At 62.0% G+C, this 22312-nt stretch carries 23 protein-coding genes and 2 pseudogenes; 11 read left to right on the top strand and 14 right to left on the bottom strand.

From position 1 onward, the window contains the following. Positions 1 to 15 precede the first annotated feature (15 nt). A complete protein-coding gene (locus NKJ32_RS20365; protein WP_352569970.1) occupies positions 16 to 717 on the bottom strand; it encodes a GntR family transcriptional regulator in 702 nt (233 codons plus the stop codon). A 323-nt stretch (positions 718 to 1040) separates the two neighbouring features. Here NKJ32_RS20365 and NKJ32_RS20360 point away from each other — a divergent pair, with 323 nt between their 5' ends. Genes NKJ32_RS20360 through NKJ32_RS20350 form a run of 3 tightly spaced genes read left to right on the top strand, consistent with a single transcriptional unit; the run spans position 1041 to position 4603 of the window. Further along, positions 1041 to 2267: an iron-containing alcohol dehydrogenase gene (locus NKJ32_RS20360; RefSeq protein WP_352828628.1), complete on the top strand. Its 1227-nt coding sequence runs from the start codon at positions 1041 to 1043 to the stop codon at positions 2265 to 2267. 18 nt (positions 2268 to 2285) lie between these two features. Beyond that, on the top strand, positions 2286 to 3773 hold the full coding sequence (locus NKJ32_RS20355) for an NAD-dependent succinate-semialdehyde dehydrogenase (RefSeq protein WP_352785438.1): 1488 nt from the start codon (positions 2286 to 2288) through the stop codon (positions 3771 to 3773). Positions 3774 to 3781: 8 nt separating this feature from the next. Then, positions 3782 to 4603 carry an alpha/beta hydrolase gene (locus NKJ32_RS20350; protein ID WP_352828626.1) on the top strand — a complete coding sequence of 274 codons (822 nt, stop codon included), beginning with the start codon at positions 3782 to 3784 and terminating at the stop codon, positions 4601 to 4603. Here the strand turns inward: NKJ32_RS20350 and NKJ32_RS20345 are convergent, their stop codons facing one another. The 6 genes from NKJ32_RS20345 to NKJ32_RS20320 all read right to left on the bottom strand — a co-directional run bounded on the left by NKJ32_RS20345 (position 4604) and on the right by NKJ32_RS20320 (position 11084). Then, complete coding sequence (locus NKJ32_RS20345) at positions 4604 to 5353, bottom strand: ribonuclease activity regulator RraA (RefSeq protein WP_352828623.1); 750 nt, start codon at positions 5351 to 5353, stop codon at positions 4604 to 4606. It lies immediately after the preceding gene. A 22-nt stretch (positions 5354 to 5375) separates the two neighbouring features. After that, entirely contained in the window at positions 5376 to 6539 is a 1164-nt protein-coding gene (locus NKJ32_RS20340) for a mandelate racemase/muconate lactonizing enzyme family protein (RefSeq protein WP_352828620.1), read from the bottom strand. Between the two features lie 33 nt (positions 6540 to 6572). Continuing rightward, positions 6573 to 7670, bottom strand: coding sequence for an ABC transporter ATP-binding protein (locus tag NKJ32_RS20335; protein WP_352708025.1), 1098 nt, complete (start codon positions 7668 to 7670; stop codon positions 6573 to 6575). 10 nt (positions 7671 to 7680) lie between these two features. Beyond that, positions 7681 to 8571, bottom strand: coding sequence for a carbohydrate ABC transporter permease (locus NKJ32_RS20330; RefSeq protein ID WP_352708026.1), 891 nt, complete (start codon positions 8569 to 8571; stop codon positions 7681 to 7683). Continuing rightward, positions 8568 to 9527, bottom strand: a complete 960-nt coding sequence (locus NKJ32_RS20325) for a carbohydrate ABC transporter permease (RefSeq protein WP_352828617.1) — start codon at positions 9525 to 9527, stop codon at positions 8568 to 8570. The genes NKJ32_RS20330 and NKJ32_RS20325 overlap by 4 nt, the downstream gene beginning before the upstream one ends. 78 nt (positions 9528 to 9605) lie before the next feature. Then, positions 9606 to 11084, bottom strand: coding sequence for an ABC transporter substrate-binding protein (locus tag NKJ32_RS20320; protein WP_352708028.1), 1479 nt, complete (start codon positions 11082 to 11084; stop codon positions 9606 to 9608). 208 nt (positions 11085 to 11292) lie between these two features. Between NKJ32_RS20320 and NKJ32_RS20315 the strand changes: the two genes are divergently transcribed. Genes NKJ32_RS20315 through NKJ32_RS20300 form a run of 4 tightly spaced genes read left to right on the top strand, consistent with a single transcriptional unit; the run spans position 11293 to position 15859 of the window. Continuing rightward, positions 11293 to 12003 (top strand): GntR family transcriptional regulator, encoded by a 711-nt coding sequence (locus tag NKJ32_RS20315; protein ID WP_023679253.1) that lies wholly within the window; start codon positions 11293 to 11295, stop codon positions 12001 to 12003. A 54-nt stretch (positions 12004 to 12057) separates the two neighbouring features. Beyond that, positions 12058 to 13224 (top strand): mandelate racemase/muconate lactonizing enzyme family protein, encoded by a 1167-nt coding sequence (locus NKJ32_RS20310; RefSeq protein WP_352623762.1) that lies wholly within the window; start codon positions 12058 to 12060, stop codon positions 13222 to 13224. A gap of 56 nt (positions 13225 to 13280) precedes the next feature. Continuing rightward, positions 13281 to 14642 carry a mandelate racemase/muconate lactonizing enzyme family protein gene (locus NKJ32_RS20305; protein WP_352786138.1) on the top strand — a complete coding sequence of 454 codons (1362 nt, stop codon included), beginning with the start codon at positions 13281 to 13283 and terminating at the stop codon, positions 14640 to 14642. A 17-nt stretch (positions 14643 to 14659) separates the two neighbouring features. Further along, a complete protein-coding gene (locus NKJ32_RS20300; RefSeq protein ID WP_352623758.1) occupies positions 14660 to 15859 on the top strand; it encodes a mandelate racemase/muconate lactonizing enzyme family protein in 1200 nt (399 codons plus the stop codon). Between the two features lie 410 nt (positions 15860 to 16269). On the opposite strand, the pseudogene NKJ32_RS20295 reads toward NKJ32_RS20300, so the two are convergent. After that, a pseudogene (locus NKJ32_RS20295) lies at positions 16270 to 17010 on the bottom strand (IS110 family RNA-guided transposase); the annotation flags it as partial. On the opposite strand from NKJ32_RS20295, the gene NKJ32_RS20290 reads away from it, so the two are divergent. The 3 genes from NKJ32_RS20290 to NKJ32_RS20280 are packed head-to-tail and all read left to right on the top strand — an operon-like array spanning position 16998 to position 17995. Continuing rightward, a complete protein-coding gene (locus tag NKJ32_RS20290; RefSeq protein WP_352708033.1) occupies positions 16998 to 17510 on the top strand; it encodes a zinc-binding dehydrogenase in 513 nt (170 codons plus the stop codon). The pseudogene NKJ32_RS20295 and the gene NKJ32_RS20290 overlap by 13 nt on opposite strands. Then, positions 17426 to 17647, top strand: coding sequence for a zinc-binding dehydrogenase (locus tag NKJ32_RS20285; RefSeq protein ID WP_352828614.1), 222 nt, complete (start codon positions 17426 to 17428; stop codon positions 17645 to 17647). Before NKJ32_RS20290 ends, NKJ32_RS20285 begins: the two co-directional genes overlap by 85 nt. Before the next feature lie 30 nt (positions 17648 to 17677). Then, complete coding sequence (locus NKJ32_RS20280; RefSeq protein WP_352786250.1) at positions 17678 to 17995, top strand: aldehyde dehydrogenase family protein; 318 nt, start codon at positions 17678 to 17680, stop codon at positions 17993 to 17995. 63 nt (positions 17996 to 18058) lie between these two features. Here the strand turns inward: NKJ32_RS20280 and NKJ32_RS20275 are convergent, their stop codons facing one another. Together NKJ32_RS20275 and NKJ32_RS20270 are read right to left on the bottom strand one after the other, a co-directional pair. Then, the gene (locus tag NKJ32_RS20275) at positions 18059 to 18394 is read right to left on the bottom strand and encodes an amidohydrolase family protein (RefSeq protein WP_352785506.1); all 336 of its coding nucleotides are present in this window, start codon (positions 18392 to 18394) and stop codon (positions 18059 to 18061) included. Then, the gene (locus NKJ32_RS20270; protein WP_352785507.1) at positions 18331 to 18663 is read right to left on the bottom strand and encodes an amidohydrolase family protein; all 333 of its coding nucleotides are present in this window, start codon (positions 18661 to 18663) and stop codon (positions 18331 to 18333) included. Before NKJ32_RS20270 ends, NKJ32_RS20275 begins: the two co-directional genes overlap by 64 nt. On the opposite strand from NKJ32_RS20270, the gene NKJ32_RS20265 reads away from it, so the two are divergent. Beyond that, complete coding sequence (locus NKJ32_RS20265; RefSeq protein ID WP_352785510.1) at positions 18637 to 18864, top strand: hypothetical protein; 228 nt, start codon at positions 18637 to 18639, stop codon at positions 18862 to 18864. The two genes, NKJ32_RS20270 and NKJ32_RS20265, sit on opposite strands and share 27 nt — an antisense overlap. A 217-nt stretch (positions 18865 to 19081) precedes the next feature. On the opposite strand, the pseudogene NKJ32_RS20260 reads toward NKJ32_RS20265, so the two are convergent. From NKJ32_RS20260 to NKJ32_RS20245, 4 genes and pseudogenes are all read right to left on the bottom strand, one after another. Continuing rightward, positions 19082 to 19222 (bottom strand): annotated as a pseudogene (locus NKJ32_RS20260) (short-chain fatty acyl-CoA regulator family protein); the annotation flags it as partial. After that, positions 19221 to 19640: an arginase family protein gene (locus NKJ32_RS20255; protein WP_352623747.1), complete on the bottom strand. Its 420-nt coding sequence runs from the start codon at positions 19638 to 19640 to the stop codon at positions 19221 to 19223. The pseudogene NKJ32_RS20260 and the gene NKJ32_RS20255, both read right to left, overlap by 2 nt. Before the next feature lie 64 nt (positions 19641 to 19704). Then, a complete protein-coding gene (locus NKJ32_RS20250) occupies positions 19705 to 20073 on the bottom strand; it encodes a c-type cytochrome (protein WP_352623746.1) in 369 nt (122 codons plus the stop codon). Further along, positions 20070 to 22310 carry a xanthine dehydrogenase family protein molybdopterin-binding subunit gene (locus NKJ32_RS20245; RefSeq protein WP_352828610.1) on the bottom strand — a complete coding sequence of 747 codons (2241 nt, stop codon included), beginning with the start codon at positions 22308 to 22310 and terminating at the stop codon, positions 20070 to 20072. The genes NKJ32_RS20250 and NKJ32_RS20245 overlap by 4 nt, the downstream gene beginning before the upstream one ends. Positions 22311 to 22312 lie beyond the last annotated feature (2 nt).

The raw sequence follows: 22312 nt of genomic DNA, 5'->3' as shown, positions 1-22312 counted from the left end.
GACATCGGGACAGTCTCAGTCGAACGCCAACAACAAACGGTCGCGGGAATGCTCGATATGGCGACGCATCGCCTGCTCGGCAGCGGCAGGATCGGCCGCAGCGAAAGCGGCCAGGATGGCCTCATGCTCGTCAAGCGCCTCCTCGGTGACGCGCGAATGGAACATCAGGCGGAATATGTGGAAGTGGGTATGCTGGTGCGCCAGTGTCTCGCGCACGAGTTCGTTGTTGGCGAATTCCATGACCTTGTCATGGAAAATGGCATCCTGGCGGGCAAAGTTGGAATACCGCAGGCGCTCGTCCTTGCCCTCACGGCGCGCCATGACGCCGGCCGATGTCTGAAGCTGTGCGAGCTTTACCTCGTCCATGAGCACCGCTGCCTTGGCTGCACCATGAGGCTCGAGCAGCAGGCGAAGCTCGTAGAGTTCATCGAACCGTCGTTTCGTAATCTGCGGCGCAGCGCGGTAACCGATCAGATGCGTCTTCAGCACCAGGCCTTCGCCTTCGAGCCGGCCGAGCGCCTCGCGGATCGGCGTGTGGGATACGTTGAATTCCTTGACCAGGCTGTCGACGGTGATGCGCGAGCCGGGCGCAATCTTCAGGGACATGAGTTGCGCAAAGATCGCTTCGTAGACGTCCTCAACCAGGCTGCTGGAGCGCTGGATACGCCCGCCGGCGAGGTTCGCTTCGTCTAGACTGGGTAAGTTCATGGCCTGCATGTATTGCCTCTTGACACATTGAGTTGCTAACACGATGCTCCGGCCAATGCAATCCTATATCCTATACGATTTTATAGAGGATATCATTTGCGGCAGCTAGGAGACAAAGCAATCGAATTTGCAGTGGCCCTGCTGGAACAGCGTGCCGCCCTGGCAGCCCGTGCTTCCTCACCTGCTGAACGGACCGCCAGCGTTGCGGGCGATGGTTCGGCACGTCGATACGCAACCGCGCTGCGAGACGGGTTTTACATCGAACCCGGCCTTTGGGCCGAGTTGAACGCCATCTCGCATTCCAATCGAGTCATCATCACAGGATGCAGGTCATGAGCCTTTTCGCTGCCCTAAGACTGCCGCGCGAAATCCTCTTCGGGAAGGGCCAACGCCACATCATTGCGACCGTCGCGGCCCGGCTCGGGCGTCGCGCACTCGTCTGCACCGATGAACGTTTTGCCGCAACGGGCCCATTCGCAGAGATCGTCGCAGCGCTGCGAGCCGCCTCGATAGACGTACTGGTGCATGATCGTGTGCTGCCCGACGTTCCTCGGGACACCGTTGCCGTCTGCGTCGAGGAAGCACGGAAGTTCGCGCCCGACGTGGTGATCGGCATTGGCGGCGGCAGTTGTCTCGACATGGCCAAATGCGCCGCGTTGCTCATCAGTCACGGCGGTCAGCTCCAGGATTACTACGGCGAGTTCAAGGTGCCCGGCCCGACGCTGCCGCTGATCGCGGTGCCGACGACAGCCGGCACCGGCTCTGAAGTCACCCCGGTTGCCGTGATCTCGGATCCGGATCGCACGCTGAAGGTCGGCATCTCCAGCCCGTATCTGATCGCGGCCGCGGCTATCTGCGACCCTGAGCTGACGATGACATGCCCGCCGGGATTGACGGCAATGGCAGGCGCCGATGCGCTGACGCATGCAATCGAGGCCTTCACCGCCGCCAGGCGTGGGACCGATCCCGGCCTTCCGCAGAACCATGTCTTTATCGGCAAAACCGCCTTGACCGATCACTTCGCCCTGCTGGCGATCAAGCTGCTTGGCCGAAGCCTTGAAACGGCATACCGCCGGCCCTCTGACGAGGACGCCCGGACCGACGTCATGATGGGTGCACTTGCAGCCGGCTGCGCGTTCGGAACGGCCGGCACGGCGGCAGCGCACGCCGTGCAATATCCGGTTGGCGCGATAACCCACACCGCTCACGGATTGGGTGTCGCCACCATGCTGCCATTCGTCATGAAGTACAACAGAACGGCCGCAGCGACCGAGATGGCCGAGATCGCCAACGCGCTCTGCCTCGATGGAAAAGGCCGGACGCCCGAAGAGTTGGCCGACGCGACCATTGGCGAGGTCAGTCGGCTGTTTGGGGCAATCGGGATCACCCCCTCGTTGGCCGAGCTGGGGCTGCCTGCTGACAAGCTCGATTGGACGGCGGAACAAGCGATCGGTATCGAGCGCCTCATCAAGAACAATCCGCGGCCATTCGATTTGGGATCCATGCGACGCCTGGTCCAGGCCGCCTTTGATGGCGACCTCGCCAGCTGCGTCATTTAAACAATCGGGAATATCGAGATGAACACGTTTTCACAGGTTCTGTCGGATGATCAGGGCGTCAGCGACTTCCACACAATTTCGCACGGGCTGTATATTGGCGGCCAATGGCGGCAGTCAGCGGATGGCAGGGTGATTCCGGTCGTCGATCCTTCGACCGAGGCTGTCATCGCCGCTGTGCCCGATGCGACCGTGAACGACGCGGCCGCTGCCGTTGACGCCGCTGCCAAGGCAGCCCATGGCTGGCGGACAACGTCGCCGCGAAAGCGTTCCGAGATCCTCAGACGCTGCTTTGAACTGATGACGGAACGATTCGAGGCGCTGGCGACTCTCATTGCGCTGGAGAACGGCAAGGCTCTGCGGGATGCCCGCGGCGAGATCGCTTACGCCGCGGAATTTTTCCGTTGGAATGCCGAGGAGGCGGTTCGCATTATCGGTGAATTCGGTACTGCGCCTTCCGGCACCAACCGCATTGTGGTCGACTACGAACCGATCGGCATCTGCGTCCTGATCACGCCCTGGAATTTTCCTGCCGCGATGGCGACGCGCAAGATCGCACCGGCACTTGCCGCTGGATGCACGGTGATCCTGAAGCCGGCCAGTGAGACCCCGCTTACCGCATACGCGCTGGCCGCGCTCTACCAGGACGCAGGCGTTCCACCAGGGGTGGTCAACGTCCTGACAACCTCCAGTCCCGGGCCTTTGACAGCCGCCATGCTGGCCGATCCGCGGGTGCGCAAACTCTCCTTCACCGGTTCGACGGGTGTGGGTCGCGCTCTGCTGGCAGAGGCTGCCAGGCATGTGATCTCATGTTCCATGGAACTCGGCGGCAACGCACCGTTCATTGTGTTCGACGACGCCGATCTCGAAGCGGCGCTCGATGGCGCAATGGTGGCCAAGATGCGCAACGCCGGCGAGGCCTGCACGGCCGCAAACCGCCTCTACGTCCAATCTGGCATCTACGAAGCCTTCTGCGAGGGCCTCGAGAAGCGAATGTCGTCGCTCAAGGTCGGCGCCGGCACCGACCCGGACACGGAATGCGGGCCTATGATCACGAAAAAGGCGATCGAGAAGATAGACCGCCTTGTCGTCGACGCGGTCACACGCGGCGCGCGGGTCTTGTGCGGCGGCTCAGTCCTGTCCGGACGTGGTTTCTTCTACCCTCCGACAGTGCTTCGCGACGTGCCAGGCGACGCAAAGATGGCGCATGAGGAGATATTCGGGCCGGTGGCGCCAATCTCCAGCTTCGAAACGGAGGCCGAGGTCATCGGGCGCGCCAATGACACCGAATATGGGCTTGCTGCCTACATCTACACGCGCGATCTGGCGCGCGGCATGCGGGTGGCCTCGCGGATCGAGGCCGGGATGATTGCTCTCAACCGCGGCCTGATGTCCGATCCGGCAGCTCCCTTCGGCGGCGTCAAGCAAAGCGGGCTCGGCCGCGAGGGAGGGCAGCATCACGGCATTGCGGAATTCATGGAGGCGAAATACCTCGCCATCAGCATGTGAGCAGAAGAATGCAAGGCGATCCCTTTCGCATCCGCGACCACGTCGCGGATTTTGACCAAATCGTGCAGGACATTGTTGACCGCAGCGAGGTCGCCCGCGCCGCCATTGCGATGACCGCTGACGTGGCCTACGGACCGGATCCGACCGAGACCATGGACCTGTTCTTTCCCGCGGGCAAAAGAACGGCGCTGCCGGTGCACATCTTTGTCCATGGCGGCTACTGGAGAATGTTCTCCAAGCGCGACTATTCATATATGGCGACGACGATTACCCAGGCCGGGGCCATTGCCGTCATCCTTGATTATGCTCTGATGCCCAAGGTCCGAATGGCGAGGATCGTCGACCAGGTGCGCCGGGCCAAGCAGTGGGTCCTGGCCAACATCGCCGATCATGGCGGAAGCCGGGCGGCCCTGACCGTCAGTGGTCATTCGGCTGGAGCCCATCTTGCAACGTTCCTGTTCGATGGGGCGCACACCCCCTCGAATGTAAGGGCAGCCCTTCTGTTGAGCGGGCTCTACGATTTGAAGCCGCTCCAGGATTCCTTTCTCGCCAACGAGATTGGAATAACCGACGAGGAAGTCGCCATGTTCACGCCGCTCGCCTGTCGGCATGATCCTCAAACCAAGGCGGCGGTTCTGGTCGGAGCCAATGAGACGCCACCCTTCCATCAGCAAGCCGATCGATTCAAAGCAAGCTTGCTGCGGCAGGGATCGTTGGTAACGTCGCATGTGCTCCCGAACCGCAACCACATGGACAGTGTCAGAGATCTCGGCGTGCCGGGGACTGAGGCTGCCGATTGCATGGCAAAACTGATCGCCAAGGCCTGCTGACTAACTCGGGTTCTTCAGGCGATTTGTTTTGCGCCACTCCTCGTACTCTCCGCGGGCATCGTCATGCAGCGGATAGTAGCGTTGCAACGGCCCACCCTCCATGAGCTTCACTCGCGAAAACTCCTCCCAATCATGATGCTTCTGTGATTCTTCGATCACCTTCGGGGCCATCACGACGGGAAGCACCACCACCCCGTCGTCGTCGGCGACGATGATGTCGCCGGGGATCACCGTGACACCGCCGCAGGCAATCGGAACGTTGACGGCATTGGGATAGATGCTGGTCTGCACATGATAGTTTGGCGTCCAGCCGCGCAGCCATAGGGGCAGGTCGAGCTTTTCGACATTGGGCCGGTCGCGCATGCACCCATCGATGACGATACCGGCCCCGCCCCTGCCCTTGAAATATGTCGACATCATATCGCCGAAGACGCCCGAGCTCATGTCGCCGCGCGCGTCGACCACGACCACATCGCCCTCCTGCGCGTGATAGAGCACGTGTCGGTGCAGCTGCGTCTCCGGATCGGCATATTCTCCTTCGGTGAAGAGGTCAGGCCGCTGCGGCAGGAACTGCAGCGTCAACGCCGGCCCGACGATCGACTTCCCGTGGTTTTGCGCCACCGGACCAACCATGTGCGGATTGCGGAAGCCCATGTGCCCAAGCGTGCCGGCTACCGTCGCGGCGCCGATCTCCCTTAGCGCGTCGATCAGGTCTTTAGGCGGCCGCGTGATATCGGAAGTATGCGTCATTGGGGACTCCGGATGAATGGAACTACCAGTTCGTAACAGAACCATCGCGGCGCTTAAGGTGAGGCGCTTCCCAGGAACGCAAACTCTGCGCCTGGACCGCAACTTCGTTGACCTCGACGCCGAGCCCCGGCAGATCGCTGACCGGGTAATCGGTCCCGTCGAGCCGTGGTTGCACGGGGAAGAAGTCGGAATTGTCGAAGCCCAGCTTTGTTTCGGGTGCCCTGGTCTCGAGCCACGCGAAGTTGGGTACCGCGGCAGCGAGATGCACGGTCGCGGCCGTGCACACTGGGCCAAGCGGATTGTGCGGCATCAGGTCCACATAATGCGCCTCGCTCCAGCCAGCGATTTTCATCGCCTCGGTGAGCCCGCCGACATTGCAAACATCGATCCGGTTGAACTGATGGATGCCGCGCTCGATGTAGGGCAGGAACTGCCACTTGCTGGCAAATTCCTCGCCTATGGCAAAGGGGATTTCGGTCATCGTGCGCAGCGATTCATAGGCCTCCGGCGTCTCGGCCCGTATCGGCTCCTCGAGGAAATCAAGCACGCCGCGACCGAGCTTGTTGCAGAAGCTCGCGGCCTCTGCCACCGACAGCCGATGATGATAGTCGAGGCCGAGGACCACGTCGTCGCCCAGCGCCTCGCGCGCCTTGTTCAGCATACCCGCGGTAGCGCCGATGGACTCGCGCGGCTCGAAGATGTCCTTGCTGTTTTGCCCGAAGGGGAAGAAGCGGATCGCCTGCCACCCCTGCGCGCGAAGTTCGCGGGCCCGTTCGATGGCAACGTCGCCCTCGGCCTCGTCGCCGGTCGAGGCAAAGGTGGGAATGCGGTCGCGCTGCTTGCCGCCCAGCAGCTCGTAGACCGGCACGCCCAGCGCCTTGCCCTTGATGTCATGAAGGGCGATGTCGATGGCGGAAATCGCCGCCTGAAGGACTCGCCCGCCTTCGAAGTACTGGCTGCGGTAAATCTCCTGCCAGATCCGCCCGATCTGCATCGGGTCGCGGCCGATGAGAAACTCGCGATAGTGCTCGACCGCGCCGGCCACGGCCCTCTCGCGACCGCTCAAGCCGCTCTCGCCCCAGCCGAAGATGCCCTGGTCGGTCTCGACCTTGACGAGCAGCTGGTTGCGCGTTCCTACCCACACCGGATAGGGCTTGATCGCGGTGATCTTAAGCTTCTCAGTCATCCACGCCCACGTTTCACGCGCATTCGCCCTATCTCAGTTGGCCTTGAGGGCCATTTCAGTTTCGCCATCGAACAGATGCATCCGCTCCTGGTCGAACTCGAGCCAGATCTGCTCGTCGGGCGCGACGGCAATGTTCGGCGGCACGCTGACGTTGACGATGGCGCCGGACAGGAACGCCTGAACGAAGGTGACGTCGCCGGTCGGCTCCACCGTATAGGCCTTGGCCGGGACGCTGCCTGGCACCGCACTCTTGTGGAGCTTGATCGTCGAGTGACGTGCGCCGAGCACGACTTTCCGGGTCGTCGCTTTCGCGACCTTCTGGGCATTGCGCGGCGAGAGCTCAAGGCGCCAGCCCTCGGCGCCGGTCAACACCGTGTTGCCGTTTGCCATCGATGCCTGCAGCGGAATAAGGCTCATCGCCGGGCTGCCGATGAAGCTGGCCACGAACATGTTTACCGGATGGGCAAAGACCTGCGCCGGTGAATCGTATTGCTGCAGGTAGCCGCCATTCATCACCGCCATCTTGTCAGCCATGGTCACGGCTTCGAGCTGGTCGTGCGTCACATAGATGATCGTCGCCTTGAGGTCCTGGTGGAAACGCTTGATCTCCGACCGCATCTGCACGCGCAGTTTGGCATCGAGGTTGGACAGTGGCTCGTCCATGAGGAACACTGCGGGGTCGCGAACGAGGGCACGGCCAAGAGCCACACGCTGCTGCTGCCCGCCCGAAAGTTCGCGCGGCTTGCGCTCGAGCAGGTGCGTCATGTCGAGCACTCGCGCCGCTTCCTTGACCTTCTTGTCGATCTCGTCCCTGGGGAGTTTGCGCATCTGAAGCGGGAACGCCAGGTTCTTGTAGACCGATTTCTGCGGGTACAGCGCGTAGTTCTGGAACACCATTGCGATGTCCCGGTCCTTGGGGTCGAGGTCGTTGACCACGCGCTCGCCGATGATGATGTCGCCCGATGTGATCGGGGTCAGCCCAGCGACGAGATTGAGCGTGGTTGTCTTGCCGCAGCCTGAAGGGCCGACGAGCGCAACGAACTCGCCGTCATTGACCGTCAGCGAAACGTGGTTGACAGCTTTGAAGCTGCCATAGCTCTTGACGAGATCTTGGAGGACCACGTGGGCCATCGGCAACTCCCTAGTGCTTGACCGCGCCTTCCGTAAGGGCGCGTACAAAGTATCGTTGCAGGACCAGGAACAACACCACGACGGGCACACTCATTATGAAGCTGGCCGCCATCAGGCCCGGAAAGTCCGTCGTATTTTCCGAGAAGAAGCGTTGGATGCCGACCGGCAGGGTCAACTGCTCGTTCTTGGAGAGGAAGGTGTAGGCGTAGATGTACTCGTTCCACGCGCCGATGAAGGAATAGATTGCGGTGGCGATGATCCCCGGAGTCGAGAGCGGCATCACGATCATGATGAAGGCCTGGAACCGTGTTGCGCCATCGATGCGCGCCGCCTGCTCAAGCTGCACCGGGATATTGTCGTAAAAGCCCTTGAGCAGCCAGATCGCCAGCGGCAGGCCAAAGGTGAGATAGGTGAGTATCAGTGAGCCATGCGTGTTTATCAGACCGATCGCGCGCATCAGGATGAAGAGTGGCACGAGAAAGATCACCGCCGGGAACATATTGCGCAGCAGCACGGCAAAGAACAGGAAATTCCGGCCGGGGAAACTGAAGCGCGAAAACGCGTAGGCCGCTGGGACAGCCACGATCACCGAAAGGATTGTCGTGACGGTCGACACGAAAAGGCTGTTCCAGAAGAAGCGGAGGAAGTCCTGGCCGACGCTGTTCTGCGGATCGAGCAGTTTCTGATAGCTGGCGAGGGTAGGTTCGTCCGGCCACCATTGCGGCGGGAATTGCGTCGCCGCGAATCCGGACTTGATCGAGGTGATCAGCATCCAGATCATCGGCAACGCGGTATAAAGCAGCATGAACACGAGGAATATGCGCCCGGCCCACCGCCATCCGTCGACGCGCATGCGGCGACGGGTCTGGGCTCGAGGGGCTGTCTCGGCAATCGTGCTCATGCGCTCCCCTCTTTCGGCTCGTTGCCGCTTAACGCACGGACGTAGAAGTAGCCCAGCGTCATCAGCGTGAGGAACAGGAGCACCGAATAAGCCGATGCCACCCCCCAGCGCTGCCGTCCGAAGGCGAGCTCATAAATGTGGGTTATCCAGATGTGCGATGCGTTCGACGGCCCGCCGCCGGTCATGATCCAGGGGATGATGAAGGAATTGAAGTTGGCCACCGCGAGCAGCAGCATCGTCACCACCGAGACGTTGCGCAAGTGCGGGAAGGTGACGTGCCAAAAGCGCTGCCATGCATTGGCACCATCGACTTTTGCGGCGCGTAGCAATTGGTCGGGGACTGTCTGCAGGCCGGCCATCATCATGATCATGGCAAACGGAAACTCGCGCCAGATATTGACGACGATCAGGGAGGGCAGCACCGTGCTGACATTGTCGATGAAATTCGGCGGCTTGTAGGCCAAACCCCGGCCGACCACCACCCCGCCGATGATCCCGAAGTCCGAATGGTAGATCCACTTCCAGATATAGGAGGCGGCCACTGCGCTGATGACCCAAGGGATGATCAGGATAGCGCGCAAGACACCACGGCCGATGAAGTCGCGGTGGAGCGCCAGCGCCGTTGCAAACCCCAGGACAAAGGAGATGAAAGTGGACCCCAGCGTCCAGATCAGTGTGTTCCAGGTGACCTTCCAGAACACCTGACTGGTGAGGATCGTCGTGTAGTTGTCGAAGCCGATGAAGGTCTTGTCGCGGAGCTGCAGACCAGGCGGTGTCTTAAAGAACGACAGCTCGACCGTGTAGTAGATCGGATAGGCGATGACGATGAGCATCACGGCGATCGCCGGGAGCACATACGCGTAGTCCGCGCGATGCTCCCAGATCTTCCGCAGCGTGCCGGACCAACCGGGTTGCAATCTTCGGCGAGCCTCGGCCTTGCCGGTCACGATCGTCACTTGTGGCGTGCCCTTATTCTTCGGAACGAGGCGGCTGCGCCAGCGGCGCAGCCGGTCAGGTCGTAGGTCAGGCTTGGACTAGAGTCCGCCCATCACGTCTTTTACCTTCTTGGCCGCGTCCTCCGCTGCCTCGTCGACGGTCATCGCTCCGGTCAGGGCATTCTGCAGCATGTCCGGGATGATGATGTTCATGATCTCGGGGGCCTGCGGCAGCGCTGGGAACGGAATGCCGTATGGCAGCATCGAGGTCGTGACATCCAGGAACTTGATGTTGTCCAGACGTTCCTTCATCCACTTGGTTTTGAAGCCGTTAAGGTTGCCTGGGTTTGATCCGGCGTAGGCCATCTTCAGCGACCACTCAGGGCTCGTCCACATGCAGATGATAGCCTTTGCAGCAGGCTCGTCTACCTTGCCGCCCTCGACATATTCGGGCTTCAGGATGTGAATGTTAGAGCCGCCGAACACGACGGCGCGCTTGCCGTCGGGGCCAGTTGGAATCAGGCCGTAGCGCATGTTGTCGATGACCGTCTGCGCCTTGTCCTTGTCGGTGCCCGTCGCCTTTTTCTGCAGGTCGAGCATGACGTTGTAATCGGACGGGTGCGAGATCATCATGCCGAGCTGGCCGGCGACGAACAGGGGCTGATTATCGGCCTGCTGGTTGGTGAGCGCCGAAACCGGAACCGACTTGTCGCGAACATACATGTCGTAGGAGGCTTGCAGCGCCGCCTTGCTCTGCGGGCTATCGAGCTGGACCTGCTCATAGGTCGGATTCGCGGTGGCTTCGTCGAAGACGCCGCCGCCATAGGCCCACAGCTGTGGCATGAAACGGTACGGCGTATTGCCGGCATTCTTGCGCGCCACGAGGCCGTAGCCGGCAATGCCGAGCTTGTCGTGGATCTGCTTGGAATATTTGACGACATCTTCCCAGGTTGCCGGAGCCTTGTCCGGATCGAGGCCCGCACGCTTGAAGATGTCGGCGTTCCAGATGAACGCCATCGTCTCGTTGTTGGTCGGAATGCCGTAGGTCACGCCCTCCCAGGTCACGGCCTTCATGGCGCCGGGCCAGAAATCCTCGGTCGAATACCCCACATCCTCTGGCTTGAGCGGCTGCAGATAGCCCTTTGAGGCGAACTCGGTACCACCCAGGATTTGCAGGCGGACCGCCATCGGCGCGGCATTGCCCAGGAGCGCCGTGCGGAACTTGTCGAGAAGGTCGTTATAGGTGAGGGCTTGTTCCTCGAGCTGGATGTTCGGATATGTCTTGCGGAAGGTCTCGAAGAAATCCTTGTAGTACTGGCGCAGGAGGTCGGGGTCGCCCTCGAACACGCCCTGATACCAGAAAGTCAGTCGCCCCTTGTAGTCGAGCGGGGTAACCTTGGCGCAATCGGCAGCCGTGTCAAAATCCTGTGTGCCCGCAATCGAGCGCACATATTCCGGCGACCACTTGCTCAGGTCGACCGGTGGCGCACCCAGCGCCGAAGTAGACGTCAGGGATGCCATCAAAGCAGTGGCGACAGTGCCGCGCAGGACGGCACTGCCGAGCGCAATTCTCGTCATAGGTATCCTCCCTGGTTCTCCCATGCCGCCCTAAAGCGGTCCTTGCTCGTTTCGATCGCGAGGATGCCTCTTTCAACTCAGTGTATCCTCTCGATCGCTTGGTACGTTTTCAGATCATGGATTGCCTGTCAACGCGCCAGATCGTACATTGTTTGCGAAAGCCGTGTGTGATACCGGGCAAAGTATGTATTAAATTGGGGAGCCGGCCTTGGCCGAAATAAGCGATTTCAAAGCGATGCCACCGGTGGGGACCGATCCCATCGGGGCCTCCAGCGAGGGCGCCTCGCTTTATGAATTGATCAGAGAAGATATCATCGAGGGACGGCTCGCCGCCAACGAACGGCTTGTCGTCACCGATCTCGCCCGGCGTCACGGCACTTCGACCAATCCTGTGCGCGAGGCCCTGCAGTTGTTGCGCGGCGAAGGGTTTGTCACCTTTGTCGCCAACCGCGGGGCGCGCGTCCGACCCATTGATCAAGATTTTGTCCGGGATATCTACGAGATCGGTGTTCTGATCGAGCCAGCCCTGACACGATGGTTTGTGAATATGGCTACCGGCGAGGACATCGCCGAACTCGAACGTCTCCAAGGCCTGATCGAAGAGAACAATTTCGCCGACACATTCAGGCATAGTGAGCTGGATACCGCTTTCCACACCGTGATGTACCAGCGGCACTACAACCGCCACGCCGCCGAGCTTTGGTGGAAGCATCGCGAAGTGCTGCGAGCCGTGAGCCGTCGTTTCAATTTCACGCTGGCGCGACGTGCCGCGATCATGCGCGAGCACCGCGAACTCATCGCGCTTGTGAAGGCGGGAGAGGCCGACAAGGCGGCCGAACTCGTTTCCCGCCATGTCGAGGGTTCGGGCCGGCATATTCTCGAACAGATGCGAGCGCGCAACGCCGCTCGGGCCGGATAGAATGTCCAGTCCAGAACATCGTTAGCTGACCATTTTCAGGCAAAGGTAGTTGAGATGAAAATCACGAGCATTCGGCCGTGGCTGATCAAGTCCGATGCTTCCTACTGGGGAGAGTTCCTGTTCGTCGAAGTGACGACCGACGAGGGAGTGAGTGGCTGGGGAGAGATCACCACCACGACAAGGCTCGCCAACCGCGCCCTCTGCACGATCCTGCGGCAGATCGGCGTCGCCGTGACAGGCGAGGATCCGGCGCATATCGAGCATCTCTGGCACAAGATCTTCCGCAGCTTCACCTACATGGGAAGCCGCGGCGCCGCCGTCGAATGCGTGAGCGCCATCGATATTGCCCTCTGGGACATCCGGGGCAAAGTCCTCGGCAAGCCGATTTACGAGCTGCTTGGCGGGCCGGTACGCGATGAAATCGCGCTCTACACCCATCCCAACCAGGCCAAATTCACCAGCAAGGAGGCTGTGGTCCGCGAAATTCTTGACATTGTCGAGTCCGGACACACTGCGCTCAAGTTCGATCCCTACCCCCACCAGGGCCGCAGCGCCGATGGCCTGCCCCGCGAACAGCGAGACGGCTACCTCGATGGCAGCATGACTCGCAAGGACGAGCGCGAAGCCGCCGAACTCACGGCTCTGATCCGCGAAACGGCAGGACCCGATGTCGACATTCTCATCGATGCGCACGGCCGCTTCGATGTCCCCACCGCCATTCGCCTCTGTCGGAGCCTCGAGGAGGCCGGCCAGATCGACTGGTTTGAGGAGCCCTGCCCGCCCGAGAGCCTTAACGCCCTCAAGCAGGTGCGTGAGAAGGTCAATACCGCCATCTCGTGGGGCGAGCGCGGCCACACGAAGTGGGATTTCGTGCCGGTACTCGAGAACAGGCTCGCCGACTACATCATGCCCGACGTTACCTGGACCGGCGGCATTACCGAACTCAAGAAGATTTCTGCGCTGTGCGAAGCCTACTACGTGCCGGTCTCGCCACATGACGCCGCGGGACCGATCAACGTGGTTGCGGGAGCGCAGGTGATGATGACCGTTCCCAACTTCTACAAACTCGAAACATCGGAATGGAACCTGGGCAAATACGATCACCTGATCGACAGACCACTCGACGTTTCGAACGGCAGCCTCAAGCTGACGTCGAAGCCTGGTCTCGGTATTGAGATGGACCGCGACTACTTGCAGGCCCACGAGATTGAGCTGGGCTAGCAACACTCTATGCCGGCCCAGGGTGCGGGACGACAAGCCGAAAACGAGGATAAGTCATGGCAAAGACAGGTGGCGCCGACGAAGCGCTCAATCGGGTAAACGCGAACTCCAAGCCATCCCAGCTTCGTATCACCGACATGCGGGTAGCCGAAATCGTCGGCGCGCCGTTCACCTCGACCCTGCTCAAGATTTACACCAACCAGGGCATCGTCGGGCTTGGCGAGGTGCGCGACGGCGCCAGTGCCACCTACGCGCTGATGCTGAAGAGCCGGCTGCTTGGCGAGAACCCTTGCGACATCGACCGCCTGTTTCGCCGGATCAAGCAGTTCGGTGGCCATGGCCGGCAAGGCGGCGGCGTCTCGGCGGTCGAGATCGCGTTGTGGGATCTCGCCGGCAAGGCCTATGGCGTTCCCATCTACCAGATGCTCGGCGGCCGGTTTCGGGAGAAGGTGCGCGTCTATTGCGACACCGACGCTACCGTGCCGAGCGGCACCGAGACCGGCAAGCGCCTCAAGCAGCGCATGGCGCTCGGCTTCACCTTCCTCAAGATGGATCTGGGGCTGATGCAGATCGCGGATGTACCCGGTGCGGTCGTCTCCCCTGCCGGTTCACTTGAAGGGTACCGCATCCATCCCGGCCGCGGCCCGGTCAAGACCATGGAGGAGCGGCGCGCCCGCAATGCCGCTTACGATTTGCATAACGTCCCCCATCCGTTTACCGGCCTCCACTTTTCCGACAAGGGCCTCGACCTGCTTGAACAGTACATTGCCGAGGTTCGCGATGTTATCGGCATGGATATTCCGCTCGCCATTGACCATGTCGGCCACATCTCGCTGCAGGACGGCATTCGGCTCGCCAGGCGGATTGAAAAATACGTGCCGGCCTGGCTCGAGGATGTGATCCCATGGCAGTACACCGAGCAGTTCCGGCAACTGCAGGCCGCCACGACGGTGCCGATCTGCACCGGCGAGGACATCTACCTTAAGGAAGGCTTCGAGCCTCTGCTCAAGAGCGGCGGCCTCTCCATTATCCACCCGGACCTGCTCACCAGCGGGGGCATCCTCGAGACCAAGAAGATCGGCGACATGGCCCAGGACCACGGCGTCGCAATGGCCATCCATATGGCCGAAAGTCCAATCGCCGCAATGGCCGCGGCACATGTCGCGACCGCGACCGAAAACTTCATGGCGCTCGAATACCACTCTGCCGATGTCGACTGGTGGGACGATATCGTCGCCGGCGTTTCCAAGCCGCTCGTGAAGGACGGCTTTATCACTGTTCCGGACAGACCGGGTCTGGGGATTGACGACGTCGTCGACGAGGTGATCTCGAAGCATCTGCAGCCGGGTGTCACCGGCATCTGGCAGCCTACGGATCATTGGGACAACGAGTATTCCTGGGACCGCACCTGGAGCTGAGGCGAAAAGAACCGAAGATGAAGATCACCGACCTCCGCTGCGCCGTGATCGGCAAACATCCCATCGTCCGCATCGTTACCGACGAGGGCCTCTATGGCCTTGGCGAAGTCGAGTTCACCAAGACCTACCTCAAACCCTGGGTGCTGCATTTCCGCGAGGCGCTGATCGGCGAGGACCCGACCGACGTCGAGCGGGTGATGCTGAAGATCCGCCAACGCGGCTCTTTCAAGCCCTATGGCGCGGCAGTAAGCGCTATCGAGCATGCGCTGTGGGACATTGCCGGCAAGGCTGCAGGCGTGCCGGCCTACAAACTGCTCGGCGGCAAGGTGCGCGACAAGGTGCGCGTCTATAACGGCTCGATCCGCCAGAAGCGAACGGGGGACCGGCCGGAGGATTACGCCGCTGACGTGAAATGGATGATGGAGCAGCCGCAGAATTTCTTCATGATCAAGCAAGGGATCTCGTTCCACTCCAACATGAAGGATACCATCGAGGACTTCCATTACGGCGTGAAGCAGAATAAGGCTGGCTACCACGGTGCCATGGATCAGGGCGTCATCAGCGAGCGCGGTTTCAACCACATGCTCGACTGCGTGATCGCGATGAAGGAAGTGCTGGGCGACAAGGTCAGCCTGGCGCTCGACTGCGGCCCGGGCTGGATGCTGTCCGATGCGATCAAGTTCGCTCGCGCGGTCGAGAAGTACAATTTGATGTGGCTCGAGGACATGCTGACCGGCGACTATGTGCCGTGGGTCAATCCGCAGGCCTATCGGGAGCTGACCACCGCCACCTCGACGCCAATTCATACCGGCGAGCAGATATACCTGCGGCACAATTTCAAGGAGCTGATCGAAACGCAGGCGGTGCGGGTCATCGGCCCCGATCCGGCCGATATTGGCGGCATTGCCGAGCTCAAATGGGTCGCCGAGCACGCCTGTATGCACTCGATCCTGATGGCACCGCACGGCACCGCGAACGGCCTTCTCGGCCTCGGCGCGCTGATCAATGTCTGCGCCACCCTGCCCGCCAACTTCATTGCCTTCGAATACCCGAGCGCCTCCGACCCCTGGTGGGAGGACCTCGTAATCGGCCTGCCGTCGCAGATCGTGAAGGACAGCATGGTGGACTTGCTGGAAGCGCCGGGGCTGGGCCTCGACATCGACGCCGAAGCAGCCAGGAAGTATCTCCGGGAAGAGGATGCAGGCTTCTTCGACTGAACCATCCTTCTTGCGCCACCCAGCACCACGCGGACCGCTTCACGCAACCTGTCATCCGGAATGACCGGTTCGTGATCTCTACCTCACCCCATGCGCCCATCCCGCGCAGCGGGTCGTCTAATCGCTCGACCGTCAAGGGGTGAGTGCAAGGCGGCCGTCCTTTTTGCCGATGCTCGTTCGCATGCCGGGTACAGGGTCGTCTACGCGGTCGATGCAAAGCTGATCGCCGCAGGATGAGTTTCGCTGGTGAGATCTTCCTATGTTCGTTACGCACTCTGCTAAGGAGGCAGTTGCTTCGGTTGCTTCCCGCTTCGCGGAATGATCTCAGCCACGTCCCGGCAGGGACGGCTCGGTGCGTCCTGGAAGAACGCTATCGGTTGAGTGAAGAAATCGTCGCAGGCATATGCAGATCAGGCGGCGGCGGGTATTCCTCCGTGCGGATCGAATAGCTCGCCCGTCCGGAGCATCGCATGCATGATCACTGCCAGCTTGCGCGCCAGGGCCACGGCCGCTCGCTTGAAGCCGAGCCGTTCTTTGAGCTCCAACGCCCAGGTTCGCAGGGTGCTGGTATCCGTCGACCGGTTCAGAATGACCGCGGCCGCCTCGTATAGCAGTCCGCGCAACTGATTGTCGCCACGGCGCGAGATATTGCCGTCATGATCGACCTCGCCGGACTGGTAGCGCCTTGGCGTCAGGCCCACCCATGCGCCCACGGAGCGAGAGTTCCTGAAGTTCGCCGGATCCTCCACGGCTGCTGCAAAGGCGGTGGCTGTGACGGTGCCTACACCGGGCACTGACATGAGCAGTCGGCAGTGCTGGTCGTTATGCGCCATCGCGGCCAACTGCTTGGTCAGCTCTGCTGTCTGGTGTCGGATATCACTCCAGGCCCGAAGCATTGGCACGACGATCCGCGCCAGCTTTTCCTCGCCCTGCAGAAAGTTGCGAACGTTGCGCTCGAACACGCTGCCGGCCCCTTTGGGCACAACAAGGCCGAACGTCTTCATCAATCCGCGGATCTGGTTGGATATCTGCAAACGCATCTTGAGAAGCTGGCGCCGCGCGGTGATCAGAGTGCGAATCAACATGCTGTCAAAACCTTTGACCCGAACCTCTCGGTAGAAGCCGACCTCGGCCAGATGTGCCAGGCCATCGTGGATGCCGCCGCGATCCCCTGCGCGGGATACACGGCCTACCAGGCACTGTTCGCAAGGCACGGCTCGCGGCGGGTCAGGCCATCCTAATCCAGGGCGCCAATGGCGGTGTCGGCGGGTTCGCTGTCCAGCTTGCGCGCCAGGCTGGAGCCAGGATTGTCGCGCTTGCCAAGCCCGAGCACCACGATGCGGTTCGCAAGCTCGGCGCCGAAATCGTCTTCGACTATCGGGACGCCGATCTGGTGGCCAAGGTTCGGGCTGAAGCGGAAGGCAGCTACAGCATCGACATCATGCTTGAGGTGGCCAATCCCGGCGACGCGCTCAAGTCTTTGGGCTTCATCCACTACAACGGCCAACTCCTGTCGATCGATCCGCTGCCGGTCATGGCGAATGTGCCGCCATATACGCGGCATCCGTGCACGAGGTGGCGTTGGGCGGCGCGTATTTCTCCGGTCATCTGCCGACCCAGCGTGATTTCAAGACGATTGGCGATGAGCTGATGAGGCGGCTTGCGGCCGGTCAACTCGATCCGATGGTTGAGGAAGTGATCGACTTCGCTGCCATACCCGACGCGCTTGGACGCCTTCGCCGCCGCGAAGTGTCAGGCAAGATCGTCGCACGTATGCCCGTCGCCTGAAGCCAAGCTCGAAGGGAGGATTTCCATGACATCTATAAGCATTTCATCAATGGGCGTTTCGTCGAAGATGCCGATGCGGCGAGCCGAATCGAGGTTTTCAATCCAGCAACCGAGGAGCGGATTGCCGACATCCCCCACGCGTCGGCCGCAACTGTCGATGAGGTTGCAGCAGCCCGCAAGGCGCAGCCAGCATGGGCGGCACTGCCGCCAATCGAGCGCGCCGGATATGTGAAGGCGATTGCGGCAAATATCCGTGACAATGCCGAGTCCCTGACCGAAATCATCTTCAGGGAGCAGGGCAAGATCCGCGATCTCGCGCTCGGTGAGGTGCTCGGCATCCGTCAATAGAACGAGCCTTCGCCGGGGACGGCGAGAACACCGGTCCCCGCCCGCCGTTCTCGTCCTCGTCGATCAGACAGGCAGTGGTTGCCTGGCAAAGCGTCCCAACTTCATCACCAGGATCGGCTTCTTGAGGGTCGTGACATCGAGCAAGGGATTGCCATCGACCGCGATGATGTCGACGGCCTTGCCCACCTCGATGCTGCCTGTTTCCGATGCGAGGTCGAGCGCTTCGGCAGCTACGATCGTTCGTGCGAGCAGCGCCTCGTGCTTGCTCATGCCCCACTCGACCGCGAGCCGGAATTCCGTCGCCGCCTCATGCAACGGATGTGTCGGCCCACCAATCAGAGCGGTACCGAGCGCGTACCGCACGCCGGCCGCGAGACCCAGCGGAAAATCGCGCTGCATTGCCGCCCAGTGGCGCTCGTAAACCTCCCGCTCCCACTGCGGTAGTGATAGGCATCATAGGCCGCGCGATGGAAATACAGTTGCGAGATCGTGGAGACGACGATCGTCCCCTTTGCCACCAGCAGTGCCCGTGTCTCCGGCGATATGCCGTAGCCATGCTCGATGACATCGATCCCGCCTTCAAGCGCCAGCCTGACGGGCGCCTCGCCAATGGCATGAGCGCTGACATAGAGCTGGTTGCGATGGGCTTCGTCAACGGCCTCGGTCACTTCCTCCAGGCTGTAGGCTGCGACCTGACGCAGCGGATCGTCGCCCCAGGCGTGATAGCGGTCGTGGGATTTTTGGAACGGCTGGCCAAGCTGTCGGAAGAAATGGTGGCCAAGCATGGCAAGGATTTCAGCATGGGCGCGCTGGTGCTCGCCGCGCGCTGGATCGCCGAAAACCGCGTCGGCCAGTTGAAGACCAACTAGACCAACGACTGACCAGCCGGTCGGTGATATATTGTCTAGGAGGTCAAAACGCCCAAGAGCTGATCCCGACACACACCGACACTCTCAAACAACTAGGCCCGCGGTTTCCTTGGCCACCGTGGACCTACTTATTTCAAGATGAGCGGAATGCCCCGCTCTCAGCCATGTGGCCTGACGCTCATCGAATCCGGCGCCGACCCCTTCTCCTTCAGCAAGTTCAATTGTCGTTCAGTCGGTATGGCAATGCCGCTCGCTGATCATGGTCAATCCCCAGCCGCTCCTTGAGCGGCGGCACGGCGCGCGCTGCACAATTCGTCCGTTCGCAAATCCGGCAGGAAATGCCAATCGGCTCAAAGCTATCCGATGCCGCCCACCAATTCCTCCGCCTTGGCGATGGCGGCCGCCTGATGCGGCTGCAGGGGCTGGCCGGCGTAGCCTTCGAAGACCGGCAGGAAAGGATCATCGATATCAGTCTCGATGCCGGACAATTGCTCCATCACCGCCAGCCCGCAATAGGGCACGTAGGAAGCCGAATAGCCGCCTTCATGCGACATCATCAGCCGCCCGCCGCAGAGATCGTCCGCCGCCTGCATCAGCAGCCGCGTCATCTCGCGGTAGCTGCCGCTGTGCAGCATCATACGTCCCAGCGGGTCGGCCGCTGAGGCATCGAAGCCCGATGGTACGACAATCAAGTCAGGCTTGTAGCGAGTGAGCGCCGGCAGCACGATGCGTTCGAATACCGACATGTAAGCGCCGCCACGGATATCGGCGGGCAAGTCGCAAATGCCGGGCGGTCCGATTCGATCCGGGGTACGGCCCAAAGCAAGCCTTGGAGCCGCGCTACAGGCTACTCAGGAACTCGATGATGGCGTGCCGCTCGTCTGCGCTGTTGAAGCGCTGAACCATTCGTGTGCCGCCCACCATGGCAGTCGGATTCGCGAGGTAGGTTTCCAGCGTCTCGGGCGTCCAGGTGATGCCTGAGTCGCGCAGGGCGGGAGAGTAGTTGAAGCCTTCGACGCTGGCGGCGGCGCGGCCGACCACACCCTGCAGGTGAGGTCCGGCACCGTTCCGGGTGGTCGCGATCTGGTGGCAGGCCCCGCAGCGCTGCCGGAACAGGCGCTCCCCTGAACCGGGATTCGCCTCCTGGGCAACGGACAAATCCGTTGCCCAGGTTGCTGCAATCAAGGCAGGTAGTACGAAATTCCTCATCCTTTCATGCCTTTCAGGTCGAGCTTCGAGAGGGGCAGGCTGCGGATACGCTGGCCGGTGAGCACCGAGGCGGCATTGACCACCGCAGGCGGCACGCCCGGCAGGCCAGGCTCGCCGATGCCGCCCATCGGCGCACCGCTTTCGACGATGCGCACATGCACCCGCGGCATCTTGTCGGGCGGCAGGATGGGATAGGCGTCGAAGTTGCGGGCCTGCGGCATGCCGTCGGCATAAACGACTTCCTCCAGCAGCGCCGAGGACAGGCCAAGTGCGACCGCCGAGTTCACCTGCGCCTCGATGATGGCCGGATTGACGATGCTTCCGGGATCGATAGCCACCCAGATCTGGTGCGCGACGACCTCGCCGTCGCGCAGCGAGACTTCGGCGATCGTCGCCACCTCGCTGCCGAAGGGCGAGGCCATCGCGACGCCGCGCGCGCGGCGGCTGCCGTCCTCTGCCGCGAAAGGACCGCGCTTCCACCCCCCGGACAGATCGGCGGCTGCCTGCAGAAGATTGCTGTGGCGCGGGCTGTCCGCGAGAAGCCGCAGCCGCAGTTCGTAGGGGTCCTGCTGACCTGCGTCGGCCATTTCATCGAAGAACGTCTCGTAGAAGAAGTCGTTCATCGACTGACCGACCGACCGCCAGAAGCCGATGATCGCCGGGTCGTCGACGTGAATCTGGCCGACGCGCCGGTTCGGAATCGCATAGACTTTGCCCGCGATGCCTTCGACGGCGGAGCTGTCCACCTTGTCCGGCTGGCGGCCGAACCAACGTCCTGTTGGACCTTCACCCACCGCAACGGCATCCAGAACGACCGGCAAACCGTCGGCGTCGAGACCGGCGCGAAAACGGGCGACCCCCATTGGTCTCAACGTGTCGCGCAGGAATTCCTCCTCGCGGCTCCAGATGAGCTTGACGGGACGACCTGCCGCCTTCGCCAGCAGGATCGCCTGCGGGAACGGGTTGGCCGTCTGATAAAGGAAGTGCCGCCCGAAGAAGCCGCCGAGCATCGGCGAATGGATGATCACCTTGCCCGGCTCGATGCCCGCGACCTTTGCAGCCTCGGCCTGGAACATCTCGGGCGCCTGGTTTGGGATCCAAAGCTCGAGAGTCCCGCCCTCGTTCCAGCGCGCGATCGCCGATGGCGGCTCGAGCTGGCCGTGCACGAGATAGGGCGCGTCGTACGTCGCCTCCACGACCTGGGCCGCACCTGCAAGGGCACCCGCGGCGTCACCTTCCTGCTCGAAAGCGACGCCGTCTCCGGGTGTCGACTTCAACATGGCCTTGTGGGTCTCGGAGGAGAAATCAGCCGGCATGGCGCGAGGCGTTGCAGCCGCAGGCTCCGTCCAGGTCACCTGCAGAGTTTCCACCGCGCGGCGCGCCCGCCACCACCCGTCGGCGACGACCGCCACTGCCCCAGGCAAGCGGTGAATCGAGTGCACGCCGGGCATGGCGAGCACCTCCGCCTCATTCGCCAGCGCGCCCGGCTCACCGCCGAGGCGCGGGCTATGCTGGACGGCGGCGTGAAGCATGCCGTCCACCTTGAGGTCGATCGCGTACTGCGCGCGCCCCGTGGACTTGTCGCGCGCGTCGAGCCGCCGAACGGGCTTGCCGATCCAGCGAAAGCTGTCGGGAGAGCGCAGCACGATATCGTTTGGCACTGGCAGATCGGCGGCTGCATCGGCAATCTCGCCGTAAGGGATTGCTTGACCGCTCGCGGTATGCACGACTTGGCCCGGTTCCGTGGAAAGCTCCGATAGCTGGACGCCGAGTCGTTCGGCGGCCGCCTGCAGCAGCATCTGGCGCGCGGATGCGCCAAGCCTGCGCATCGTCTCGTAGCTCATCCGCACCGACATGCTGCCGCCAGTAAAACGGCCGCCGCCGGTCAGCAGATAGTCAGGACCGGGAGGCGCTCCTTCCACGACGAACTGCGTTGGATCGAGATCCAGCTCTTCGCCGACGATCTGCGCCATGGCGGTAAAGATGCCCTGCCCGCCCTCGATGAAGGCGCTACGGAACAGCACCGTGCTATCAGGGCGGATTTCCAGGAAGGCGGCGATTCGCGTGCCAGGTGCGACGGATGGTGTACCGGCCTGCGCCCTGGCACGTCCGACCGGCACGGTGACCGAAAGAACGAGCGCTGCGGCGCCGCCAAGGAAGCCGCGACGAGAGATGTTGAGCGGTCCCTCCTCGCGGCGCGTGGACGAGCGGTCCCGGATGGGGGTCATGTCGTTCATGG

The organism is Mesorhizobium sp. M0159 (assembly GCF_040322295.1).
GTDB lineage: Bacteria > Pseudomonadota > Alphaproteobacteria > Rhizobiales > Rhizobiaceae > Mesorhizobium.
Note: the sequence above shows the minus strand (reverse complement) of the source record. Positions and strands in the feature narration are given on the sequence as shown.

Coding starts and splice junctions, on each gene's coding strand:
- NKJ32_RS20365 (WP_352569970.1), bottom strand. CDS start 717: ATGCAGGCCATGAACTTACCCAGTCTAGACGAAGCGAACCTCGCCGGC.
- NKJ32_RS20245 (WP_352828610.1), bottom strand. CDS start 22,310: ATGAACGACATGACCCCCATCCGGGACCGCTCGTCCACGCGCCGCGAG.
- NKJ32_RS20330 (WP_352708026.1), bottom strand. CDS start 8,571: ATGAGCACGATTGCCGAGACAGCCCCTCGAGCCCAGACCCGTCGCCGC.
- NKJ32_RS20310 (WP_352623762.1), top strand. CDS start 12,058: ATGAAAATCACGAGCATTCGGCCGTGGCTGATCAAGTCCGATGCTTCC.
- NKJ32_RS20265 (WP_352785510.1), top strand. CDS start 18,637: ATGGGCTTCGTCAACGGCCTCGGTCACTTCCTCCAGGCTGTAGGCTGC.
- NKJ32_RS20320 (WP_352708028.1), bottom strand. CDS start 11,084: ATGACGAGAATTGCGCTCGGCAGTGCCGTCCTGCGCGGCACTGTCGCC.
- NKJ32_RS20300 (WP_352623758.1), top strand. CDS start 14,660: ATGAAGATCACCGACCTCCGCTGCGCCGTGATCGGCAAACATCCCATC.
- NKJ32_RS20305 (WP_352786138.1), top strand. CDS start 13,281: ATGGCAAAGACAGGTGGCGCCGACGAAGCGCTCAATCGGGTAAACGCG.
- NKJ32_RS20340 (WP_352828620.1), bottom strand. CDS start 6,539: ATGACTGAGAAGCTTAAGATCACCGCGATCAAGCCCTATCCGGTGTGG.
- NKJ32_RS20350 (WP_352828626.1), top strand. CDS start 3,782: ATGCAAGGCGATCCCTTTCGCATCCGCGACCACGTCGCGGATTTTGAC.
- NKJ32_RS20355 (WP_352785438.1), top strand. CDS start 2,286: ATGAACACGTTTTCACAGGTTCTGTCGGATGATCAGGGCGTCAGCGAC.
- NKJ32_RS20360 (WP_352828628.1), top strand. CDS start 1,041: ATGAGCCTTTTCGCTGCCCTAAGACTGCCGCGCGAAATCCTCTTCGGG.
- NKJ32_RS20250 (WP_352623746.1), bottom strand. CDS start 20,073: ATGAGGAATTTCGTACTACCTGCCTTGATTGCAGCAACCTGGGCAACG.
- NKJ32_RS20335 (WP_352708025.1), bottom strand. CDS start 7,670: ATGGCCCACGTGGTCCTCCAAGATCTCGTCAAGAGCTATGGCAGCTTC.
- NKJ32_RS20345 (WP_352828623.1), bottom strand. CDS start 5,353: ATGACGCATACTTCCGATATCACGCGGCCGCCTAAAGACCTGATCGAC.
- NKJ32_RS20275 (WP_352785506.1), bottom strand. CDS start 18,394: ATGCAGCGCGATTTTCCGCTGGGTCTCGCGGCCGGCGTGCGGTACGCG.